We start from the raw sequence: 15,781 nt of genomic DNA, 5'->3' as shown, positions 1-15,781 counted from the left end.
GACATGACCGGGCTCTTCAGCGAAGTCTTTCTCAGCGCGCTGCTGTTCGGTGCCGTCACCGCGGCCATTCCGCTGCTGCTTGCCGGCCTCGGCGAGCAGATGTCGGAAAAGGCCGGCGTGCTCAACATCGGCATCGAAGGCATGATGCTGGCCGGCGCCTATCTCGGTTTCGTCGGCGCCTTTTATTCGGGGTCGCTTTGGCTCGGCTTCCTTACTGGCGCCGCTGGCGGCATCGCGGTGGCGCTGATCATGGTGTTGCTTTGCGTGCGCATCGGGCTGAACCAGATCGTCATCGGCATCGCGCTGACGCTCGGGCTGGAAGGCCTGACGGCGCTGCTCCATCATTTCCAGTTTTCGCGCAGCTATCCCCGCCTGCCGGCGGCGGACGCGACCGTCATTCCGCTGCTGTCGGACATTCCCGTCATCGGGCCGGCCTTCTTCAAGCATCACTTGATCGTCTATCTGGCGGTCGCCCTGGTTTTCGCCATGAGCTATCTCTACCGGCGCACGCAGCTCGGCCTCAACCTGCAGGCCGCCGGCGACAAGCCAGCCGCGCTCGATGTCGCGGGTATCGACGTCATCAGGACACGCGCCATTGCGGTGCTGTCGACCGGCGCTCTGGCCGGGCTAGGCGGCGCCTATCTTGCCAATGTCGGAGCCGGCCTTTTCATTCCCTTCATCACCAACGGCGCCGGCTTCCTCGGCATCGTGCTGGCCATGCTGGCGCGGGGACATCCAATCTGGGTGCTATTTGGTGCCCTTCTGTTTGGCGTGTGCCTGTCGCTGACCACGGCCATGCAGGTGGCGGGCATCAACATTCCGACCGACATCATCCAGATGCTGCCGTTCCTGGCGGTGATGATCATGCTGGTGCTGTTCGGGAGGCGCGCCAGCCTGCCCGCCGCACTCGGCATTCCATACGAGCGCGGCGCGCGCTGAAAAACCGGACACGCGGACGGGAGCCGCGCAACAATAGGAGGCAACAATGTCGGATACCAAGGTCTACCTGCTCGACGGGGGCTCGCTCGTTCTCGACGGCTATCACGTGTTCTGGAATCGCGGCCCCGGCGGCGAAGTCCGCTTCCCGGTCTATTCGATCCTGATCGAGCATGCCGAGGGGCGGTTCCTGATCGACACCGGCTACGACTACGACCACGTCATGAAGGTGCTGCCCTTCGAGAAGCCGATCCAGGAGAAGCATCAGACCATTCCCGGCGCGCTTGGCCTGCTCGGGCTTGAACCGAAGGACATCGACGTCGTCGTCAACTCGCATTTCCATTTCGACCATTGCGGCGGCAATAAGTATTTTCCGCATGCCAAGAAGATCTGCCACCGCTCAGAGGTGCCGCAGGCCTGCAATCCGCAGCCCTTCGAACATCTCGGCTATTCGGACCTCAGCTTCTCGGCCGAGGCAGCGGAAGCCCGTGGCGCCACCGCACAGCTGCTGGAAGGCACGACGCGCGCGAATTCGACCTTCGAGGGCATCGAGGGCGATGTCGATTTGGCCAAGGGTGTGAAGCTGATCTCGACGCCCGGCCATTCGATCGGCCACTACAGCCTGTTGGTCGAGTTTTCCAAGCGCAAGCCGATCATGTTCACCATCGACGCCGCTTACACGCAGAAGAGCCTGGAAACGCTTTGCCAGGCGGCCTTCCACATCGACCCGGTCGCGGGCGTCAATTCGATGCGCAAGGTGAAGAAGCTGGCCGAGGATCACGGCGCGGAGCTGATGTACTCGCACGACATGGACAACTTCAAGACCTACAAGACCGGCACGCAGTTCTACGGCTGACCCGCCGCCAATCCGGAGACCCACGCCCATGCGCTATCCCGATCACGCCGATTCGGTCATCACCCTGACCGCGGGACCGGTCAACGCCTACCCCGACGTGCTGCGCGGCCTCGGCCGCACCGTGCTCTATGACTATGACCCGGCTTTCCAGCTCTTCTACGAGAAGGTGGTCGGCAAGGCGCAAAAGGCGATGCGGCTTTCCAGCCGGCCCGTCATCCTGCATGGCGAGCCGGTGCTGGGCCTCGAGGCGGCTGCGGCATCGCTGATCACGCCCGACGACGTCGTGCTCAACCTTGCCTCCGGTGTCTACGGCAAGGGGTTCGGCTATTGGGCAAAGCGCTATTCGCCCAATCTGCTCGAAATCGAAGTGCCCTACAACGAGGCGATCGACCCGCAGGCTGTCGCCGACATGCTGAAGGCGCATCCGGAGGTCACCGTCGTCTCCGTCTGCCATCACGACACCCCGTCGGGCACGATCAATCCGATCGACGCCATCGGTGCCGTGGTGGCGGCGCATGGCGGCTACCTGATCGTCGACGCGGTTTCGTCCTTTGGCGGCATGAAGACGCATCCCGAGGACTGCAAGGCCGACATCTACGTCACTGGCCCCAACAAATGCCTGGGCGCGCCTCCCGGCCTCACCATGATGGGGGTGAGCGAGCGGGCCTGGGCCAAGATGAAGGCCAACAAGGCGGCGCCTCGCGCTTCGATGCTGAGCATCGTCGATTGGGAAGACGCCTGGTCGCGCGACAAGCCCTTCCCCTTCACGCCGTCGGTTGCCGAGATGAATGGCCTCGACGTGGCGCTGGATCTCTACCTTGACGAAGGGCCGGAGGCGGTCTGGGCGCGCCATGCGCTGACGGCGAAGGCCATGCGCGCCGGTGTCGTCGCCATGGGCCTGTCGATCTGGCCCGCCAGCGATGCCATCGCCTCGCCGACGACCACGTCGGTCCGCACGCCCGATGGTATCGACGAAAAGGCGCTTCGGGCCGCTGCCCGCGCCCGTTACGGCGTGGTGTTCTCGTCAGGTCGCGGCGAGACGCTGGGCAAGCTGACGCGCATCGGCCACATGGGTCCGACCGCGCAACCGATCTATGCAATCGCGGCGCTGACGGCACTCGGCGGCGCCATGAACGCGGCCGGCCAGAAGCTTGCGGTCGGCAAGGGCATCGACGCGGCACTGAGCGTCATTGACGCGGACGCCTGAACGAAATCATCGGATTGAGGGAGTATTTTGATGACTGAACGGCTTGCGGGAAAGACGGCCCTGGTCACGGGCGCCGCACAAGGCATCGGCAAGGCGATCGCGGCACGGCTTGCCGCCGATGGCGCGACCGTCATCGTCAGCGACATCAACGCCGACGGCGCCAAGGCGGCCGCAGCGTCGATCGGCGGCAAGGCGAAGGCCGTCGTCGCCGATATTTCCGATCCGGCGTCGGTCAAGGCGCTGTTCGGCGAGATACAGGCGCTGACCGGCGGCGTGGACATACTGGTCAACAATGCCAGCATCGTTCCGTTCATCGCCTGGGACGACGTCGACCTCGAACACTGGCGCAAGATCATCGACGTCAATCTGACGGGCACCTTCATCGTCACCCGTGCGGCAACCGACCAGATGCGAGCCGCGGGCAAGGCGGGCCGCGTCATAAGCATCGCCTCCAACACATTCTTCGCCGGCACGCCGAACATGGCTGCCTATGTCGCTGCCAAGGGCGGCGTCATTGGCTTCACCCGCGCGCTGGCCACGGAGCTTGGCAAATACAACATCACCGCCAATGCGGTGACGCCGGGCCTGATCGAGAGCGACGGCGTCAAAGCGAGTCCGCACAACGAGGCGTTCGGTTTCGTCGAGATGCTGCAGGCTATGAAGGGTAAAGGACAGCCCGAACATATCGCCGACGTCGTAGCATTTCTTGCCTCGGACGATGCGCGCTGGATGACTGGCCAGACAATCAACGTCGATGCGGGCATGGTCCGGTATTAAAGCATGTCTCCCGAAATTGGGAACCGGTTTCGGGACAAGGACATGCGTAAAAACAAAGAGATAGCGCGTTTCGCCGTTTCCATGAAACGGTGAAATGCGCTGGGGCAAGAGGAGCCCGCAGCTGCAGCCCGCTCTACATCACGGGCTTCAGGATCAGAACTTCTTGCCCAAATTGACGAGGAAGCCGTTGTCGGTGCCGCCATCGCTGCCGATCAGGCCGCGATATTCCAACCGCACGGCAAAATCCTGTGCCGTCTGGATGTTCATCCCGAGGCCGATCATGAAGCGGTCCCGGGCCAGCCCGTCGATGGAGGTGTGGTAGAACGGCCCGCCGAACATGTCGGCGTAGTTCATGGTGATCGCGCTGTCGCCCTGGAAGTCGTGCTGATATTCCAGCCGGAGCTGCGGCGAGATCACCCCGAAGCTGACCGGGTATTTGTAGGCGAGGGTGAGGCCGAGATTGCCCGTGATGGTGTCGATATCCTGCTCGTCATAGTGCAGCGCCGACGACGGATCGCCGTCCTCGGTGAAGGCATCGAGCGTCGCGCGGGCCGCGTCGAGACGCGTGTAAGGCGTGACCTGCCAGTCCTCGACTTGATATTTGACGCCCGCCGAGACCGAGGCGAACCACTGGCCGCCGTCGCGGTCGCCGGTGACGAAGCCGCCACCCGACGTCAAGTAGCGTTTGGAGTCGAACGACAGCCATTGATAGCCGAGCAGACCGTCGATGAAGAAGTTCTGGCCCGGATGGTAGCTGGCATAGATGCCTGCCGTGTAGGCATGGCCGGTGCTGCGGCTGCCATTGTCGCCTATGTCGCTGGCATCGCGGCCGTAACCCATGCCCAGACCGATCGCGAAGGCGCGGCTGAAGCGATAGTCGACGCCGGCGCTGAGGCCTGTGGTTTGGAACTTGTAACCGCCATCGCCGTCACGTTTGCCGATGTTGATCGAGCCGCCGGTCCAGATCGTCACCTTGCTATGGCCGAAACTGCCGGTACCGAAGCTGCCTGGCGTGCTCGCCGTGGTGCCGTCGTCCATGAAGGACTGGAACGGTCCGTCCTGGGCGGTCGCCTGGCTGCGTCCGCAGGATTCGCCCTGCGCAACCAGCTCGTTGTCGCCGCATGTGCTGTCGAAGGACAGCGCGATGCCCTGAACGAAAGCCAGGCCATCGGTCGGCTCCTGGCCGTCATTGCTGTCATGCAGGGCTTCGAGCCGTTGCTGGAAGTTGTCGATCTGCGACGTGGCGAAACGGCGCGTTGCTTCGGTCTGCGCGTTGAGGATGCCCATGACCTCGCTATCCTTGGTCGGATCCGGGCGGGACTCGACGTTGATCGTGATCGATGTCACGGCCGACGTGGCATAGGCATTGCTTATCGTGAATGTCACCGTGGCCGTGCCCTCGAACGCCGTGGTCGGGGTAAAGGTCATCTGGAAGCCGTTGAGCGCCGTCGTGCCGGATGAGGGCGGCGGCACCGATACCAGGCTGGCGGTTGTGAATGGACCGCCGGTGGCGTCCTTGGTCAGGTCGACGACCACGGCCTTGCCCGATACCGTCGTGACATTCTGCGCGACGGGAACCGGATGCGCCCTGACATTGATCGTGACCGTGGCCGGCGCCGAGGTTCCGCCCGGTCCGGTCGCCGTGTACCGCAAGGTGTCCGATCCGACGAAGGAAGTCGCCGGCGTGTAGGAGATGGTGGTGCCGTTGACCGTCGCGGTACCATGCGCCGGTGCGGTGGAGACCGCTATGGAAGTGATATCGCCGGTGTCGTTGTTCGTGACGTTTATGGCGACCGCCTGTCCGTCAAGCGTCTCGGTTGTGTCCGGGTTGGCGACCGGTGGGTTGCTGCCGATCGCAAGCGTATAGCTCGCCGCGCCGGTGAAGCCGAGGTTGTCGGTCGCCGTAATGGTGATGGGAAACGAGCCGACAACGGTGGGGCTGCCCGAGAGCGTGCCCGTGGATGACAGCGTCATTCCAGCCGGCAGCGAGCCGCTCGTCAGCGCAAAGCTGTAAGGGGTGTTGCCGCCACCGGCCGTGATCGTCTGGTTGTAGGCGACGCCGTACTGTCCGGCTGGCAGGGTCGCGGGAGCAAGCGTTATGGTCGGCGCGTTGATCGCCAGCGTGTAGGCCACACTGCCGGTGCCGGGCGTGCCGCTTGTGCTGTCCGACGCCGTCACCGTGAAACTGAAGCTGCCGGCAACTGTTGGCGTTCCCGAAAGCGTTCCCGTCGAAGAGAACGACAGGCCTGCCGGCAGCGTCCCGGCGGTCACCGCGAAGGTGTAGGGCGCGTTGCCGCCGCTAGCCGTCACCGGCTGGCTGTAGACGGTTCCGGCCGTGCCGGACGGAATGGCGGCGGGCGACAGGGTCAGGCTCGGCGTACCGATGGTGAAGCTGTATGCCTGCGTGCCGATCTGGCCGTGAGTGTCGGTTGCCTGGACCGTGAAGGAGAAATTGCCGGATTGCGTCGGGGTGCCTGAAAGCACGCCCGCCGAATCCAGCAACAGGCCGTTCGGCAAGGCGCCGGCGCTGACCAGGAAGCTGTATGGCGCGACACCGCCGGTTGCGGTGATGGTGGCCGAATAGGCCGAAGCGGCCGTCGCATTCGTCAGCGTTGTGGGTGCGAGCGTGATGGTGGGGGCACCGACCTGCAAGACGTAATTTTGTGTTCTGGCAAATGGCGCGCCGGTACCTGTGCTGCTGTCGCTTGCGTGGACCGAGAAAGTGAACGACCCCGTCTGGGTGGTTGTTCCCGACAATATGCCGGACGCGGCATCCAACGACAGGCCCGCAGGCAGCGAGCCGGCGCTGACGGTGTAGGTGTAGGGCGCTGTGCCCCCGGACGCCGTGAACTGCTGGCTGTACGCCGAGCCGTAGGTAGCGGTCAGCGTTCCCGCCGGCGGCGTCATGGCAAGCGTCGGCGCGCCGACGGAAAGCGTGAAGGGCTGCGAGATTGCAACTGGGCCGGTGCTGCTGTCGGAACCGGAGACCGTCAGGCTGAAGCTGCCTGCCTGCGTCGGTGTTCCGGAAACCGTCACGCTGTTCGCCGTCGTGCCAGTCTGGGAAAGGCCGGCCGGCAAGCCGCTCACCGCCAGCGTGTATGGCGCGGTGCCGCCGGACGCGGTGAAGGTCTGCGTATAGGTGACGCCGACTTGCGCGGTCAGCGCCCCCGACGGGCTCACTGTGATCGTGGGATTGCTGACCGTGATCGTAACGGTCGCCGGAGCCGATGTCCCTGCCGAGTTGGTGGCGGTATAGGTGAAGCTATCCGTGCCATGGTAGCCTGGATTGGGCTGGTAGGTTATCGACGTGCCACTGGCTATGGCCGTGCCGTTGGCCGGCGCCAACCCAATAGCGACGGAAGTTGGTGCCCCGCCGGTAATGTTGAGCGTGATCGGATTGGCGCCGCTGTTATAGGCAACCGTGGCTGATACCGGGTTCGCAACCGGCGGGATGTCGACGATCTGGATGCTGTAGGCGCGCGCCGCGCTCGAATAGGGACCGGTGCCGGTGCTGCTGTCGGTCGCGGTGACGGAAAAATTGAAGGTCCCGGCCGCGGTTGGCGTGCCCGAGATCGTCCCGCTGGCGGACAGGGCAACACCCGGCGGCAGCGTCCCCGTCGTGACCGCGTATGTATAAGGCGAAGTGCCGCCGGTGGCTGGATTGAGCGACGCCGAATATGCCTGGCCCATCGTGCCGTTGGCGAGCGTCGTCGCTGGCAGGGTGATCGTCGGCGCCGCGACTGTGAGCGTGTAGGCCTGCGTACCGTTGAACGGTCCGGGCGCGCCGCTGGCATCCGTGGCTCTGACGGTGAAGTTGAACGTGCCGCCAGCAGTCGGCGTGCCGGAGAGCGTGCCGGACGAGGACAGCGTCATCCCGGCCGGCAGCGAGCCCGCGCTGATCGTGAACGTATAAGGAGCCGTGCCGCCGCTTGCGGTGATGGAAGTGCTATAGGCCGATCCGACAGTCGCGCCGCCGGGCAGGGTGGTGGGGGCAAGAGTGATGGTCGGCGCGGTGTTGATGACCACGGTGATGCTAGGGGCAACGAACCATTGACCGCCAGTGGAAATCGTCGTGCTGTCCACCGACCTCACCGCAAATGTGAAGCTGCCTTGGGTGGTCGGTACGCCGGAAAGCAGGCCGCTGGAAGACAGCGACAATCCGGGCGGCAGGCCGCCGCTATCGAGACTGTAGGTATAGGGCGCGGTGCCGCCGCTGGTGTTGAATTGCTGGCTGTATGCAAAGCCCACTGCGCCGGGGGGCGGACTGGTCGGCGAAACAACGAGGGTCGGCCCGGGAACGGTGAAGCTGTAGCTCTTGTCCGCGGTCAATTGGGTAGGCGACGTCGAATCGGTCACATGGACGGTGTAGTTGTAAGGACCCGAGCCGGTCGGCGTGCCGGAGATCCGGCCGTTCGACGCAAGGCTGAGGCCCGGAGGCAAGCTGCCGCCGCCCGAAGTATAGGTATAGGGCGCGACGCCTCCGGTGGACGTCAGCGTCTGGTCGTAGAAGACGCCGATCGCTGGCGTCGGCAGGGTTGCGGGGCTGACGGTGATGGGCGAAGTGGCCGGGGTAATGGTCACATTGACCGTGACGACGCCCGCGGACGCATCCTGAAAGGTGAAGGTGTCCGAGGTGGCGCCGTCGCCATTGTTGAGGTAGGTCAGCAACCCGGCGGCGGCATTGTCGACTGTGACATGGCCGTGTGCCGGTTGCACAACGTCGCTCTCCGGGTTTATTCCGAATCCGCTAGGATCGCATGACGAGGCGTCGATCTGATGAGAGCCGCCAGACGCCACCGTTATCGCAATCGGGGTGGGGCAGCCTACCGACGTCGCGGCCTGGGCCTGGGATGGCGCCAAGGCGGCAAGGGCAGCAAGCGCGAGCATAGCCAGCCACAGCGCGAAGCCGCTTGCCAGCGCATGCGCACGCACTGTGCGATACTTTGCATTCCAGTTCAATGCATGCCCCCATGCCAGCAGTTTTATGTGATCTAGTACCGAAGCGCAGAATTCCGCGATGTCAAATGTTTAGCTGTCTACGCAATGCCCGGGTGATTTCTCTGCAGGATTCCCACACAAAGTAGATCATGAAGTTTTCATCATGTCCATCTTGTGATGAAAAAGGCACTTGCAGAATCCATGAATCATGAGCAATCTTTAATACAACCGCGTTTCTTAGAATATTAGGGGGAACTAATGGCCGAAGTTTTCCTCGGGCAGATCATGATGACGGGCTTCGCTTTCCCGCCAAGGGGTTTTGCCTTTTGCAACGGGTCGCTCCTCGCGATCGCCCAGAACCAGGCGCTGTTTTCGCTTCTGGGCACCGTCTATGGCGGCAATGGCACCACGAATTTCGCTTTGCCAAACCTGCAGAGCCGCACGCCGGTTGGTTTCGGGGCATCGGCCGATGCTGCCTGGCAGCCTTCACCTTACCAGTTGGGAGAAACCGGCGGCGTCGAAAATGTCACGCTGCTGACCTCGCAAGTGCCGGCGCACAATCATGTCGGCAACGCAACCACGACAGCCGGCGCAGGGCGCAGTCCCAGCAATGCGCTTTACGGCTCCACCACAAACGCCATCTATGCGGCACCGAATGGTCGCGTGGTGCCCTTGGCGGGCCCGACCGTGACCTATGTCGGCGGCAACCAGCCGCACCCGAACATACAGCCCTACGAGACCATCAACTACAACATCGCGATGAACGGGATATTTCCGTCGCGCTCCTGATATCTGCCAGCCAGCGCCAACCTCCATGGAGATTGATCGATGAGTGAGCCTTATGTCGGAGAAATCCGCATGTTCGGTTTCCCCCGTTTGCCCGTCGGCTGGCTGCCTTGCGATGGATCGCTATACGCCATCTCCCAGTATGACGCGCTGTATGCGCTGATTGGCACCAATTACGGCGGCGACGGTCAGGTCACTTTCGCCACGCCGCAGCTTTCGGGACACTTGCCGATCCATCAGGGGGCCGGAACGGGCCTATCGCGCTACGTTATAGGCCAACTGGGAGGAAGCGAGACGGTGACTTTGCTGCCCGCGCAGCTGCCGCAGCACAATCATTCAATGACTGCGACGCCTGCGAGCGCCAACGCGAAATCTGTCTCCGCTACGGTCGAACTCGGGGCCATCGCAAACGATACCATGTACGTGACCGATACTGCCGGCGCGACGCCCATCATCACCGCTCCTCAATCGACGCAGCCCAGCGGCGGGACCTCGCCCCACGACAACACGATGCCCACTCTCACCGTGCAGTTCTGCATCGCCTATGCCGGAATTTTCCCGTCGCAGGGCTGAACCGCGCGCAGGTTATCAACGGAAGATGCCCAGTCACCAAGATCGCAGGATATCCCAATGACCACGCCTTTCCTCGGAGAGATACAGATCCTCGGTTTTAATTTTGCGCCATATGGGTGGGCGTCGTGTAACGGCGCTTTGATTCCAATCCAGCAAAATACGGCGCTGTTCGCGCTGTTAGGCGTCAACTACGGCGGCAATGGCCAGACCAATTTTCAGCTGCCCAATTTCGCCAATCGGGCCGGCTGCAATCAGGGCCAGGGTCCGGGGCTGACGCCCCGCACCATTGGCGAGACATTCGGCGAGAACAGCGAGACGCTGACGACCGCCGAAATGCCGGCTCACATGCACCAGTTCACGATCTACAACCAGCCGGATTCGACCAAGAAATCGGGCTCGCCATCTGCCGGCAATTCATTGACCTCGCCAGTGGATACCACTCTGTTTGTCGCTAATGCGCAACCGAATGCGCAATTCCCAGCCAACATGATCGGCTTTACCGGAGGGGGCCAGCCGCATGAAAACCGGCAGCCCTATCTCGCGATTAACTACTGCATAGCGATGCAGGGCACCTTTCCGTCCTTCGGGTGATGGCGTTTACCGATGCCGAGCAGCTGCCTGCATTTCCATCGGTCGCGCAGCCGCGGCTCACGCTGCCCCGCGGCGCATACCGCGCCGCCACGCTCGGCGACATTGCCTTCCTGCGGCGGCTTTACTGGTCGTTCCGCATGGAGGAAATGGAGCCCGTGCCTTGGCCGCAGGAGATGAAGCGGGCATTTATCGATCAGCAGTTCGATCTTCAGCACCGCCACTATGTGGCGAGGTTTTCCAGCGCCGATTTCCTGCTGCTGCTGGACGGCGGCGAGCCGATCGGACGCCTTTATGTCGATACCAGCGTCGACCGCTGGCATGTCATAGATATCGGCTACCTGCCGCATTGGCGCGGCCGCGGCAGGGGACAGGCCGTGCTGAAAGCAATTCAGCGCCAGGCGAAAGCCCGTTCGGCTTCCGGTGTCATGCTGCATGTCGAGCGCCGCAATCTGCGCGCCCTGGCGCTTTATCGCCGTCTCCACTTTCGTGAAATCGGCACCAGCGATACCCATATCGAGATGCAATGGGGCGGATCCTGGCCGCCGCCCGCGCCTCAGTTGAAGATCGCCTGATAGACGATACCGGCCTTGTCGCGGGCAACGGGAACCAGGAAGATTTCCATCTGGCCGAGAGTGGCGTTCTTCAGCTTGTAGAGCTTTTGCGGCAGCACCACTTGCGAGCCGCTGCGGAATATCAGTGAAAAAGGCGAGCGCCGCATCCCGGGGAAGCCGGTTTCCAGCAGGGGATTTGCCTCCGCAAGGGTTAGCGGGACTGAGCTTTGTCCAAAGTCGATGTCGAACGAACTGCCGACGCAGCCGGCGAAATGACCAAGCGTTACAATTTCCATGACCTCTTCCGCCCTCTTCAATCATTGGCCGGGCAACACCTGTCGCTTCGCCCCAGGTGATTTGTGGCATAGCGCGTCGCTCGGCTGGCTGACATTGCATTTTCGCAAGATGCTAAAGTTTTTGCGAAGTTTTCCCTCGTGTGCAAGACTTGCCACCGCAATCCGGATGCACGCGGTTGCTTGCCGGTAGAGTAATCCCGTCGGTCGAGGCGGCCTGGTGCCCGACATGGTTGAATCGAAGCTGCCGGTGGACGTCATGGGAAGTATGCCCTTCAGCCCATCGCTGACGTCTCTGTATTCAGCCAGATGCCAATAGGGTCGAGGATAACCAGCTATCGATCATGAAGCTGGGGCATTGGCCAGCCGGCGAGCTCGGTGATGGCAGTCGCACAACTCGTCGCGTCCAACGTCGCTGGACACCTGCCGATGGTTGGGACTGAGGTCGTGTCATCAAGGCGCAATAGGCCCAGCACTAACATGTGATGTTGCTCATAGTCTTGAAGAGGCATTGGGTGGCGAATGAGGGGATACGTCATTGGAGATGAGCGATGCCCCTGCCCGCGGCGCTGAATGATGCCGACTTGGAATTCAAATGCCTGGAGTGTGACCGTGCCTTTGTAAGGAAGGGGTCATGGTTCAAGGTGATCTCCACCTTCAGATGTGAGGGTTGCGGAGCTGCGAACCGTATCGGGTATACCGACAAGTTGGCTTTGTTCGAGAAGCACTCAGCGCTTTTGCTCATCATGGAGCCGACCGCGAATGGCGGCCCGACGGTTCACCGTTGGGGTGACGTTGGTTGAATTGCCGGAAAAATCGAGTGCCCTCTGCTCGCTATTGATAACATGCGCTGTTGAGCTGCGGAGGGAGCCATCGATTTCGATAAGCGAGCGGCCCGGCACGAGAACGGGGGAGCCCACGGGCCGGGCCTGACCGGCGGGGGCACGGACTAGATACAGGGCGCCGGCTGATGCTGTTATAGCAACTCTCAATGAAGTCTCCGCCGTGCGAATGGAGGACACTCCCAATGACACCGGTCATGAGACACGACTAGCAACATGCCCATATGGGTTGTCGCAAGTCCCGCAGCGCCGCCCGGCCGCGCTGAACATCGCCCTTGGAGCATGATCCCGAGAAGCGGGAACCGGCTTTCGAAGAAGATCATGTACCAACAAAGAGTTAGGTCAGGGTGACGGTTCGACGAAAACGTCATTCTGATCTAGTCCGGTTATTGCGCATTGCATCGTGACGGCGTCATAACGATGCAAAAAAATCGCTACTTATCCCTCGCTTGAATGAAACATTTGTCGCCGATACCCCGTATGCAAAGGAGTAGGGGTGGAATATGTTGCACGAAGCCAACGAAGACTGCGCTGTGAGTCTGAGCGAAGACGAAGCGCGCCTTGCTGAACGCTACCGCTTTCTTTGCGGTCAACGCGATGGACCTTCTAGATACGGCATAGCAGTCCTGGCCGGAGTGCTCGCAGGCGGAATGTTTATCGTCTCGGCGATATTCTTTGGTGGCGGAGAACAGGGCGATCCTCTCTTCACATTCGGCATTGGCGTATGTTGTCTTGTCGCTGGCGGTGCCCTTTGGTTCCATAGGCGCCAAGCCGAGAAGCGTCGCTGGCAAGAAAAGAAGTCAATCATCCATAAGTTTCGCAGCCGAGGACTCGGCATCCAGCTGAACGGCCAAGTGCATCATCTGTTCGGTTAAAGCATGTCTCCCGAAGGTGGGAACCGGTTTCGGGATAAAGACATGCGTAAAATCAAAACCTAAAGTCATGGAGCGAATCTGAAAGATCGCGGCGCGCTTTGGGTATTGAAAGGCTTATGCGCGGCAAAAAGTTCGCGCATACACAAGTTGGGGATACCTTCGGTAAAATGATCACGGCTGTTGCTACTGCGCCGTGTTGTGCGCCTTGAATGCCAAGCGAAGTTCGAGCGCCTCAGGGCTGGTGCTGCCCAGCGTGACGTCTCCGCTCTGCGACCCCCACGCATAAGCAAAGTCGAATACAGGAGCGGGAGAGTAGGTAGCCCAGCGCGTGAATATCTGGTTCGCCTGGTCCGGTGTCGGCAGTACGTAGACGTCCGTAGCCACTCCGGTACGGGTCTTCCAACTGCCACCTCCGAAGGCCTGGAATACAGGCACAATCCTATCGAGAGGGATACCAGCGGCAACGGCTGCTTCGACCGTCCGGTCGATGAAGTCCAGATCGAAAGCTTTGCCGCGCACCGGATACGGGTCCAGGCCGAACAGATCAATCCCCGTGTTGGCGGGATTGAAGGTGTTCATGAAAGCCGGGGCTTCGAAAGATCCCATGTCCATCAAAGTGACAAACGTAACTGCGCCGGGGACATTGGCTCTGATCCAATCGGCTTCCGCTTTCAGGTCCGCCGGCCTGACTGCTGGAGAATGATATTTGCCGGTGATGTCCGGCTCATCGCACAGGCGAAAACCGAACAGCCGCGGATTGCCGATAAATGGCTTCACCTTGGCGATGAAGCCTGGCGTCACGCCGCTGGATTCATTTAGCCATATCAGCCCCTTCATCCCGGGCGGCAAGGCATTGAGTTGCTCTACAGTTTGTACATCGGCAAGGTCGAAGCCCGCGGTCGCGATTGCAATGCCCGAGCCACCGGATGTGTAGTGATGCGTTTTGCCACCTCCCCCCGCAGGCAGCACCGATTGGCTGCAGATCAGCGCAATGAGCAACGCCGATATGCACAAATTGCTCATGTGCGTGAACCTTGATGACGAAGTTGTTGGCGCGACGAGTGCCGACTTGATGGGTTGCGCGGCTCGAAAGACTGCGCAACACCCCCAAGTTGAGCCCATCGGCATGCTTCAACTATCCACCAAATTCGCCTCGCGTCCTCCTTTTTAGGTTGCACGGAAGAATTCGGCTTCATCTGTTCGATCGATGGGCCAGCTTCGAGGCGAGCCGGTGCCAAGCCAGTATAAGTCGCAGCAAGGTGGACTCGGCACGATAATCCGGGCCGGATTGAGTGAAGCTCCTTCGAATGAACGATCAGCTGCTGGTCAAGCGGAGATAATATCGTCGCTGCGGCGTCCAGGCCGATACTTTGCTGAAGAGGAGGGGCAAGCGCGATGTGCGGTATCGTTGGAATCGTCGGTCGAAGCCAAGTCGCGCCGCTCATCGTCGACGCGCTGAAGCGGCTCGAATATCGCGGCTACGACTCCGCCGGCGTCGCCACCATCGAGAAGGGCGAGCTTGGCCGCCGCCGCGCCGAAGGCAAGCTCATCAACCTCGAGCGCCGGCTGAAGGACGAGCCGCTCGACGGCACGATCGGCATCGGCCACACGCGCTGGGCGACGCATGGCGTGCCCAACGAGACCAATGCGCATCCGCATTTTTCCAACGGCGTCGCGATCGTCCACAACGGCATCATCGAGAATTTCGCCGAGCTGCGCGACGAGCTCACCCGCGACGGCTACTCTTTCGCCTCACAGACCGACACCGAGGTCGTCGCGCATCTGGTGGCGCGGGAGCTCGCCAAGGGGCTGAAGCCCGTGGAAGCCGCGCATGCGGCGCTGAAGCGGCTTTCCGGCGCCTTCGCGCTGGCGATCATGTTCAAGGGCGACGAGGACCTGATCGTCGGCGCCCGCAACGGTCCCCCGCTCGCGATTGGACATGGCGGCGATCAGATGTTTCTTGGGTCCGATGCCATCGCGCTGGCGCCCTTCACCAACTCGATCACCTATCTGGAGGACGGCGATTGGGCCGTCGTGCGTCGCGAAAGCGTTACGATTTATGACATCGACGGCAACAAGGTCGACCGCAAGCGCCAGCAGTCGCTGTCGACCAGTTTCATGGTCGACAAGGGCAACCGCCGGCATTTCATGGAAAAGGAAATCCATGAGCAGCCGGAGGTGATCTCGCACACGCTGGCGCATTACGTGGATTTCGTCTCCGGCAAGTCGAAGCCGCTCGACCTGCCGTTCGACTTCGCCAGGATCGGCCGGCTGGCGCTCTCGGCCTGTGGCACCGCCTATCTTGCGGGACTGATCTCGAAATACTGGTTCGAGCGCTATGCGCGGCTTCCCGTGGATATCGATGTCGCCTCCGAGTTCCGCTACCGCGAGATGCCGCTTTCAGCCAACGATGCGGCCTTCTTCATCTCGCAGTCGGGCGAGACCGCCGACACGCTGGCCTCGCTGCGCTATTGCCGCAAGGCCGGCATGAAGATCGGCACGGTCGTCAATGTGCGCGAATCGACCATGGCGCGCGAATCCGACGTCGTGCTGCCG

14 protein-coding genes are annotated in these 15,781 nt (G+C 61.9%); 11 read left to right on the top strand and 3 right to left on the bottom strand.

All coding sequences use genetic code 11. From position 1 onward, the window contains the following. Positions 1 to 3 precede the first annotated feature (3 nt). The 4 genes from RFM41_RS23220 to pldH are packed head-to-tail and all read left to right on the top strand — an operon-like array spanning position 4 to position 3,776. On the top strand, positions 4 to 939 hold the full coding sequence (locus RFM41_RS23220; protein ID WP_320251445.1) for a putative B6 ABC transporter permease subunit 1: 936 nt from the start codon (positions 4 to 6) through the stop codon (positions 937 to 939). Between the two features lie 46 nt (positions 940 to 985). After that, on the top strand, positions 986 to 1,792 hold the full coding sequence (pldA, locus tag RFM41_RS23215) for a 4-pyridoxolactonase (RefSeq protein WP_320251444.1): 807 nt from the start codon (positions 986 to 988) through the stop codon (positions 1,790 to 1,792). 28 nt (positions 1,793 to 1,820) lie between these two features. Further along, positions 1,821 to 2,999 (top strand): pyridoxamine--pyruvate transaminase, encoded by a 1,179-nt coding sequence (gene ppaT / locus RFM41_RS23210; RefSeq protein ID WP_320251442.1) that lies wholly within the window; start codon positions 1,821 to 1,823, stop codon positions 2,997 to 2,999. A gap of 30 nt (positions 3,000 to 3,029) precedes the next feature. Beyond that, entirely contained in the window at positions 3,030 to 3,776 is a 747-nt protein-coding gene (gene pldH / locus RFM41_RS23205) for a pyridoxal 4-dehydrogenase, SDR-type (RefSeq protein ID WP_320251441.1), read from the top strand. A gap of 153 nt (positions 3,777 to 3,929) precedes the next feature. Here pldH and RFM41_RS23200 read toward each other — a convergent pair whose 3' ends face one another. Beyond that, positions 3,930 to 8,492, bottom strand: a complete 4,563-nt coding sequence (locus RFM41_RS23200) for a putative Ig domain-containing protein (protein WP_320251439.1) — start codon at positions 8,490 to 8,492, stop codon at positions 3,930 to 3,932. 480 nt (positions 8,493 to 8,972) lie between these two features. On the opposite strand from RFM41_RS23200, the gene RFM41_RS23195 reads away from it, so the two are divergent. From RFM41_RS23195 to RFM41_RS23180, 4 genes are read left to right on the top strand one after another with little or no spacing between them, the layout of a single operon-like run. Beyond that, positions 8,973 to 9,503 (top strand): phage tail protein, encoded by a 531-nt coding sequence (locus RFM41_RS23195; protein WP_320251438.1) that lies wholly within the window; start codon positions 8,973 to 8,975, stop codon positions 9,501 to 9,503. Between the two features lie 39 nt (positions 9,504 to 9,542). Then, entirely contained in the window at positions 9,543 to 10,073 is a 531-nt protein-coding gene (locus RFM41_RS23190; RefSeq protein ID WP_320251437.1) for a phage tail protein, read from the top strand. 57 nt (positions 10,074 to 10,130) lie between these two features. Then, positions 10,131 to 10,664 carry a phage tail protein gene (locus RFM41_RS23185; protein WP_320251435.1) on the top strand — a complete coding sequence of 178 codons (534 nt, stop codon included), beginning with the start codon at positions 10,131 to 10,133 and terminating at the stop codon, positions 10,662 to 10,664. Further along, positions 10,664 to 11,236: a GNAT family N-acetyltransferase gene (locus tag RFM41_RS23180; protein ID WP_320251434.1), complete on the top strand. Its 573-nt coding sequence runs from the start codon at positions 10,664 to 10,666 to the stop codon at positions 11,234 to 11,236. Before RFM41_RS23185 ends, RFM41_RS23180 begins: the two co-directional genes overlap by 1 nt. Here the strand turns inward: RFM41_RS23180 and RFM41_RS23175 are convergent. Further along, entirely contained in the window at positions 11,218 to 11,511 is a 294-nt protein-coding gene (locus RFM41_RS23175; protein WP_320251433.1) for a DUF6916 family protein, read from the bottom strand. The genes RFM41_RS23180 and RFM41_RS23175 overlap by 19 nt on opposite strands. Before the next feature lie 548 nt (positions 11,512 to 12,059). On the opposite strand from RFM41_RS23175, the gene RFM41_RS23170 reads away from it, so the two are divergent. Then, positions 12,060 to 12,311, top strand: coding sequence for a hypothetical protein (locus tag RFM41_RS23170; protein WP_320319301.1), 252 nt, complete (start codon positions 12,060 to 12,062; stop codon positions 12,309 to 12,311). Positions 12,312 to 12,853: 542 nt separating this feature from the next. Beyond that, positions 12,854 to 13,225 carry a hypothetical protein gene (locus tag RFM41_RS23165; RefSeq protein ID WP_320251431.1) on the top strand — a complete coding sequence of 124 codons (372 nt, stop codon included), beginning with the start codon at positions 12,854 to 12,856 and terminating at the stop codon, positions 13,223 to 13,225. A 183-nt stretch (positions 13,226 to 13,408) separates the two neighbouring features. On the opposite strand, the gene RFM41_RS23160 is transcribed toward RFM41_RS23165, so the two are convergent. Then, on the bottom strand, positions 13,409 to 14,248 hold the full coding sequence (locus tag RFM41_RS23160) for a hypothetical protein (protein ID WP_320251429.1): 840 nt from the start codon (positions 14,246 to 14,248) through the stop codon (positions 13,409 to 13,411). A gap of 372 nt (positions 14,249 to 14,620) precedes the next feature. Between RFM41_RS23160 and glmS the strand changes: the two genes are divergently transcribed. Continuing rightward, the coding region (glmS, locus tag RFM41_RS23155) for a glutamine--fructose-6-phosphate transaminase (isomerizing) (RefSeq protein ID WP_320319300.1) at positions 14,621 to 15,781 on the top strand (1,161 nt) is incomplete at its 3' end.

It is taken from the genome of Mesorhizobium vachelliae (assembly GCF_033977325.1).
Classification (GTDB): Bacteria; Pseudomonadota; Alphaproteobacteria; order Rhizobiales; family Rhizobiaceae; genus Mesorhizobium; species Mesorhizobium vachelliae.
This window is presented reverse-complemented; position numbering and strand designations above follow the sequence as displayed.

Coding starts and splice junctions, on each gene's coding strand:
- RFM41_RS23185 (WP_320251435.1), top strand. CDS start 10,131: ATGACCACGCCTTTCCTCGGAGAGATACAGATCCTCGGTTTTAATTTT.
- pldH (WP_320251441.1), top strand. CDS start 3,030: ATGACTGAACGGCTTGCGGGAAAGACGGCCCTGGTCACGGGCGCCGCA.
- RFM41_RS23170 (WP_320319301.1), top strand. CDS start 12,060: ATGCCCCTGCCCGCGGCGCTGAATGATGCCGACTTGGAATTCAAATGC.
- ppaT (WP_320251442.1), top strand. CDS start 1,821: ATGCGCTATCCCGATCACGCCGATTCGGTCATCACCCTGACCGCGGGA.
- RFM41_RS23220 (WP_320251445.1), top strand. CDS start 4: ATGACCGGGCTCTTCAGCGAAGTCTTTCTCAGCGCGCTGCTGTTCGGT.
- RFM41_RS23165 (WP_320251431.1), top strand. CDS start 12,854: ATGTTGCACGAAGCCAACGAAGACTGCGCTGTGAGTCTGAGCGAAGAC.
- RFM41_RS23175 (WP_320251433.1), bottom strand. CDS start 11,511: ATGGAAATTGTAACGCTTGGTCATTTCGCCGGCTGCGTCGGCAGTTCG.
- RFM41_RS23195 (WP_320251438.1), top strand. CDS start 8,973: ATGGCCGAAGTTTTCCTCGGGCAGATCATGATGACGGGCTTCGCTTTC.
- pldA (WP_320251444.1), top strand. CDS start 986: ATGTCGGATACCAAGGTCTACCTGCTCGACGGGGGCTCGCTCGTTCTC.
- RFM41_RS23160 (WP_320251429.1), bottom strand. CDS start 14,248: ATGAGCAATTTGTGCATATCGGCGTTGCTCATTGCGCTGATCTGCAGC.
- RFM41_RS23180 (WP_320251434.1), top strand. CDS start 10,664: ATGGCGTTTACCGATGCCGAGCAGCTGCCTGCATTTCCATCGGTCGCG.
- RFM41_RS23190 (WP_320251437.1), top strand. CDS start 9,543: ATGAGTGAGCCTTATGTCGGAGAAATCCGCATGTTCGGTTTCCCCCGT.